This window comes from uncultured Ralstonia sp., assembly GCA_913056305.1.
Classification (GTDB): domain Bacteria; phylum Pseudomonadota; class Gammaproteobacteria; order Burkholderiales; family Burkholderiaceae; genus Ralstonia.
Genome location: CAJXMR010000265.1, coordinates 1 through 5,720 on the forward strand (window position 1 = coordinate 1; position 5,720 = coordinate 5,720).

At 63.3% G+C, this 5,720-nt stretch carries 8 protein-coding genes; 3 read left to right on the forward strand and 5 right to left on the reverse strand.

From position 1 onward, the window contains the following. Positions 1-159, reverse strand: a 159-nt coding sequence (locus tag QZ609_RS23850) for a lipid II flippase MurJ (protein ID WP_295500156.1), incomplete at its 3' end; no start/stop codon positions are given. Between the two features lie 307 nt (positions 160-466). Here QZ609_RS23850 and rpsT point away from each other — a divergent pair. Next, positions 467-733, forward strand: a complete 267-nt coding sequence (gene rpsT, locus QZ609_RS23855) for a 30S ribosomal protein S20 (RefSeq protein WP_295500141.1) — start codon at positions 467-469, stop codon at positions 731-733. Between the two features lie 134 nt (positions 734-867). Here rpsT and QZ609_RS23860 read toward each other — a convergent pair whose 3' ends face one another. Then, entirely contained in the window at positions 868-1,191 is a 324-nt protein-coding gene (locus QZ609_RS23860; RefSeq protein ID WP_295500143.1) for a DUF3579 domain-containing protein, read from the reverse strand. 370 nt (positions 1,192-1,561) lie between these two features. Between QZ609_RS23860 and argF the strand changes: the two genes are divergently transcribed. Beyond that, positions 1,562-2,488, forward strand: coding sequence for an ornithine carbamoyltransferase (argF, locus tag QZ609_RS23865; RefSeq protein ID WP_295500145.1), 927 nt, complete (start codon positions 1,562-1,564; stop codon positions 2,486-2,488). Positions 2,489-2,591: 103 nt separating this feature from the next. On the opposite strand, the gene argG is transcribed toward argF, so the two are convergent. The 3 genes from argG to murB form a co-directional block, all read right to left on the reverse strand. Beyond that, the gene (argG, locus tag QZ609_RS23870; RefSeq protein WP_295500147.1) at positions 2,592-3,929 is read right to left on the reverse strand and encodes an argininosuccinate synthase; all 1,338 of its coding nucleotides are present in this window, start codon (positions 3,927-3,929) and stop codon (positions 2,592-2,594) included. A 148-nt stretch (positions 3,930-4,077) separates the two neighbouring features. Continuing rightward, the gene (locus QZ609_RS23875) at positions 4,078-4,395 is read right to left on the reverse strand and encodes a pyrimidine/purine nucleoside phosphorylase (protein WP_295500150.1); all 318 of its coding nucleotides are present in this window, start codon (positions 4,393-4,395) and stop codon (positions 4,078-4,080) included. A 77-nt stretch (positions 4,396-4,472) separates the two neighbouring features. Continuing rightward, on the reverse strand, positions 4,473-5,510 hold the full coding sequence (murB, locus tag QZ609_RS23880) for a UDP-N-acetylmuramate dehydrogenase (RefSeq protein WP_295500152.1): 1,038 nt from the start codon (positions 5,508-5,510) through the stop codon (positions 4,473-4,475). A gap of 106 nt (positions 5,511-5,616) precedes the next feature. On the opposite strand from murB, the gene QZ609_RS23885 reads away from it, so the two are divergent. Further along, positions 5,617-5,720: DUF520 family protein (locus QZ609_RS23885; RefSeq protein ID WP_295500159.1), on the forward strand; the 104-nt coding region annotated here is incomplete at its 3' end.

The following is a 5,720-nucleotide window of genomic DNA, read 5'->3' on the forward strand; positions in this document are numbered from 1 at the left end:
CCGGCGCAGCAGGTTGGGGATGCGGAAGGCGACGTTGAAGGCGTCGGTGTAGACCGAGGCGCCGAAGGCGCGGGCGATCAGCGTTTCGCGGATGAGGCCGGTGATGCGCGAGAGCATCGTCAGGCCGCTGATCGTGGCGAGGGTTTTGAGCAGATTCAAGATGAATGCTTGGTTGGGCGCCGCCCCTTGGCAAGCGATGGGGCGATCGGTCAGACCGGCGACGCCATGCGGGGTTCGCGGCTGGCGTAACGGTGTGGCGCAATTGCGGCCGTATTATAGGGACCGCCCCGCCACATGCCTAAAAGTGCAGCACAGGTCGCAATGCAACGCCGTCCGGGCGATTTCACAACACGGTTTGCATCCGGGCTGGAAATCTGCGTATAATTGCCGTTTCTCACGCATTCGCGCGCTTCGGCCTTCCGTGTCTCCCGGGGCGCTTGCAACAGTTTTCTTCAGGAAATTTTCCATGGCAAACACCGCACAAGCACGCAAGCGCGCACGCCAAGCCGTCGTTCTGAACGCGCACAACTCGGCACTGCGCTCGCGTCTGCGCACCGCCATCAAGGCCGTTCGCAAGGCCATCGACGGTGGCGACAAGGCAGCCGCTGCCGAAGTGTTCAAGAAGGCCCAGAGCACGATCGACAGCATTGCTGACAAGAAGATGGTCCACAAGAACAAGGCTGCACGCGCCAAGTCGCGTCTGTCCGCTGCCATCAAGGCAATGGCTGCCTAAGTTCGGGTGATGCCGGCCTGGCCGGCATGGCGTGACAATCGATCGTCGCGCACCGACATGATAAAAGCCTGTCTTCGGACAGGCTTTTTGCTTTTGGCGCGCCGGATTGCACACGGCGCGTGGTCAATGCGGACTCAATTTTTTGCCGGCGCGCCAGCTTCCGGCAGGATGCAGGCTTCCACCAGCTGCAGGTTGTTGTCGTGCGCGAAGTTCAGCACGAAGTCCAGCGCCTTGGGTTCGATCTCGCGCAGGCGCTCGTCGACGAAGACGCTCCTGATGCCACCCGACATGACGGGGCGCACGTAAGGGGAGTAGGTGAAGCGGGGGTCTCCGGTGTCACCCTCGGGGCGGAACTGCGCCATGACACCGCACAGCCGGTCGGCCCAGTCGCTCGGGCGGAAGGTTTTTCCGTCACGGGTGACGCCCTGGATAAAGAATTGGCGAGGGTTGGCTGCCATGGACTGCGTGGGGCTGTGGAGATTTGCAAACGGCTTCGACCGCGCGGGTGCCGCAACGTTCGAGTGGGGTGCACTTGTGGTGCGATGATGCGCTGGCCTGGTTGCGGGCTCGTGAATCGGCTGAACTGATGTTCGGCGCCGGTTTGCGGGCAGTTGGGGCCTCCAGGACAGCCAGTATTATATCTTATATAAGACTTTCATCCGCCTTTCAGCGGCGCCTTTGTGCTAGCCAAGGATGCTCCGGGGCGAAACTCGCCAAACTGGCGGCGATCCCGTATGATGGATTGAATCGACATCAGGCAAGGCGGCTAGGGCGGCGCGGAATGGTCACTACCATGGAGCGCCATCTGCGGGCCGCCTTCGTTGTTTTATGAACCCACCAAGCTCGATCAAGCACTACCTGCAGTTCAAGGACTTTTCGCTGGAAGAGTACGAGTACCTGCTGGACCGTTCCAAGATCCTCAAGGCCAAGTTCAAGAACTACGAGACATGGCACCCGCTGCACGACCGCACGCTGGCCATGATCTTCGAGAAGAATTCCACGCGGACGCGCCTCTCGTTCGAAGCCGGCATCCATCAGCTCGGCGGCCATGCGGTCTTCCTCAACACGCGTGACTCCCAGCTCGGGCGCGGCGAGCCGATCGAAGACGCGGCGCAGGTCATCTCCCGCATGACCGACATCATCATGATCCGCACCTTCGGGCAGGAGATCATCGAGCGCTTTGCCGCGCATTCGCGCGTGCCGGTCATCAACGGGCTGACCAACGAATACCACCCGTGCCAGGTGCTGGCCGACATCTTCACCTTCATCGAGCTGCGTGGCCCGATCCAGGGCAAGACCGTCACCTGGGTTGGGGACGCCAACAACATGGCGTACACCTGGATCCAGGCGGCCGAGATCCTCGGCTTCAATTTCCATTTCTCCGCGCCCAAGGGCTACCAGCTCGATCCGGCCATGGTGGCCGATTCCAGCCGCCCGTTCGTCCACGTCTTCGAGAACCCGCTGGAAGCCTGCGCAGGCGCCCACCTCGTGACCACCGACGTGTGGACCAGCATGGGTTACGAGGCCGAGAACGAAGCGCGCAAGAAGGCCTTCGGCGACTGGATGGTGACCGAGGCGATGATGCAGCGCGCGCAGCCCGATGCGCTGTTCATGCACTGCCTGCCTGCTCACCGCGGCGAGGAGGTCGAGGCGGCCGTCATCGACGGCAAGCAGAGCGTGGTGTGGGAAGAGGCCGAGAATCGCCTGCACGTGCAGAAGGCGCTGATGGAATACCTGCTCTGCGGCCGGTATTGAGATCCGCTTGATCAGACTCGAAGCGGGTCTGAGGCCATGAAAAAAGGCCGCTCCGATTGACGTCGGAGCGGCCTTTTTTTGCCTTGAAGCGGCGTGGCAGCCGTTATTTCTTGTCGCCGCCGAGCTGGGGCAGCGCGGTGCTGGTGCCCAGGGACAGCAGGCCGGCCTTGGAGTAGATGGCCAGCTTGTCGCGGGTGTCCATCAGGTCCAGGTTGCGCATGGTCAGTTGGCCGATGCGGTCGGCCGGGCTGAACGGTGCGTCCTCGACCTTTTCCATCGACAGGCGCTCGGGCGCGTAGGTCAGGTTGTCCGACTCGGTGTTCAGGATCGAGTAGTCGTTGCCGCGGCGCAGCTCCAGCGTCACGGTGCCGGTCACGGCGCGGGCCACCCAGCGCTGTGCGGTTTCGCGCAGCATGATGGCCTGCGGGTCGAACCAGCGGCCCTGGTACAGCAGGCGGCCCAGGCGCAGGCCGTTGATGCGGTACTGCTCGATGGTGTCTTCGTTGTGGATGCCGGTGACCAGGCGCTCATAGGCGATGTGCAGCAGCGCCATGCCGGGGGCTTCGTAGATGCCGCGGCTCTTGGCTTCGATGATGCGGTTTTCGATCTGGTCGCTCATGCCCAGGCCGTGGCGGCCGCCGATGCGGTTCAGCTCGAGGAACATTTCCACCGGGTCGGCGATTTCGCGGCCGTTGACGGCTACAGGGCGGCCTTCGTCGAAGGTGATCGACACTTCCTCGGCCTTGACCTCGACTTCCGGCTTCCAGAACGCCACGCCCATGATCGGGTTGACGATGCGGATGCCGCTGTTCAGGTGCTCCAGATCCTTGGCCTCGTGGGTGGCGCCCAGCATGTTGGAATCGGTGGAGTAGGCCTTTTCGGCGCTCATCTTGTAGCCGAAGCCTTCCTTCGTCATGAACGCCGACATCTCGGCGCGACCGCCCAGCTCGTCGATGAAGGTCTGGTCCAGCCAGGGCTTGTAGATCTTCAAGGCCGGGTTGGTCAGCAGGCCGTAGCGGTAGAAGCGCTCGATGTCGTTGCCCTTGAAGGTCGAGCCGTCGCCCCAGATGTTGACGTCGTCTTCCTTCATGGCGGCCACCAGCATGGTGCCGGTCACGGCGCGGCCCAGCGGCGTGGTGTTGAAGTAGGTGATGCCGCCGGTCGAGATGTGGAAGGCGCCGGCCTGGATGGCGGCGATGCCTTCATTCGCCAGCTGGGCGCGGCAGTCGATCAGGCGAGCCTTCTCTGCACCGTACTCCATCGCCTTGCGCGGGATGGCATCGTAGTCTTCCTCGTCGGGCTGGCCGAGATTGGCGGTGTAGGCATAGGGCAGGGCGCCCTTGTTCTTCATCCAGCGCAGGGCCGCGCTGGTGTCCAGGCCACCGGAGAAGGCAATGCCGACCTTCTGGCCGACGGGAACGTGTTGCAGGATGGTTTCCATAATCTTTCTCTTCAGTCTTTCAGTTCTTGGAACCTGTTCAGGATCCGTAGCGAGCGGCCCGAGGTTGAGTCGAGAAACGCAGCCGTACATGGGTACGGCGAGTATCGCAGGCTCAAGATCGGGTCGCGCAGTAGGATCATGGACAGGTTCAGGCGTAGTGGCAGATGTAGTGGTAGGCCTCGGTCACGCGAATATCGAACTTGGAGTTGGCGGGAACCTGGAAGCTTTCACCCGGGCCGGAGGTCTTCCATTCGCCGCTGCCGTCGAGCTTGTATTCGCACGCACCGCCCACGCATTCCATGATCTCGGCGGCGGCCGTGCCGAAGGTCAGCGTGGCCGGCAGCACCACGCCCACGGACTTCTTGGTGCCGTCAGGCAGGGTAAAGCCATGGCTGACGCACTTGCCGTCAAAGTACACATTGGCTTTGGTGGTCAGGCGGACGCCGTCGATGGTTTCGGTGGTCATGAAAGGGAACGCAAAAGGTGTGGTCTAGGGTCGAACCTGCCATTTTAGGCCAAAGAACCCGCCCAAAGGACGATCGGTCAGATCACCACCGGTTCCGGCTCGATGCGCACCCCAAAGCGCGCATGGACGGTGTCCTGGATCTCGCGCGCCAGCGTCATCAGTTGGACAGCGCTGCCGCCGCCCCGGTGCACCAGCACCAGCGCCTGTTTCTCATACACGCCCACCGCGCCGCCTTCCCCGGATGTGCGGCCCTTGAAGCCGCACTGGTCGATCAGCCAGCCGGCGGCGAGCTTGTAGCTGCCGTCCGGTTGCACGTAGCCGACCAGATTGGGGAAACGCTCGGCCAACGCATCGCGCGTGGCGGCATCGACGATGGGGTTCTTGAAGAAGCTGCCCGCGTTGCCGATCTCGGCGGGGTCCGGCAGCTTGCGGCGGCGGATGGTGACCACCGCGTCGAAGATGTCCTGCGCGGTCGGCGTGGCGATGTTCTGTGCGGCCAGCTCGCGTGCCAGCTCAGCGTAGTGCGTGTCGGGCTGCCAGTCGGCGGGCAGCGCAAAGGTCACCTCGGTGATGATGAAGCGATTTGCGCCGGCACGCTTGAAGAGGCTGTCGCGATAGCCGAAGGCGCAATCGGCGGCATTGAGCGTGACGAACTCGCCGGCGTGGCGGTCGTACGCGCGCAGCGAGTGGAAACGATCCTTGATCTCGATGCCGTACGCGCCGATGTTCTGGATGGGCGCCGCGCCCACCGTGCCCGGGATCAGCGCGAGGTTTTCCAGCCCAGGCAAGCCGTTGGCGACGGTGTGCGCGACCAGGCCGTGCCACGATTCGCCGCCACCGGCGGTGACGGTGTGCACGTCGCGACCATCGAGCGTGGCCTGGCCGGTGGTGATGCCCGGGATCTCCATCAGCAGCACCAGGCCATCGAAATCGCGCGTGAGCACGACGTTGCTGCCGCCGCCCAGCACCAGCACGGGCAGGCCCTGCACGCGCGGGTCGGCCAGCGCGGCGGGGATGTCTTCCGGCGTGCGCACGTGCGCGGCGTAGCGGGCGGCGGCCTCAAAACGGAACGTGTTGTGCCGGCCTAGGGGATAATGCGTATCGAGCAACGCCATGGCGCAGGTGTGGCTGGGAAAGCTGGAATTATAAGAGCCATGGCGTGTGGTGCCCCCGGATGGGGATGCCGCAGGAACCCGGATTCAAGTCTGCAAGGAGAACACGATGCCGTCGTTTGACGTGGTATGCGAAGCCAACATGGTGGAAGTGAAGAACGCCGTGGAACAGGCCAACAAAGAGATTTCGACGCGATTCGACTTCAAGGGCTC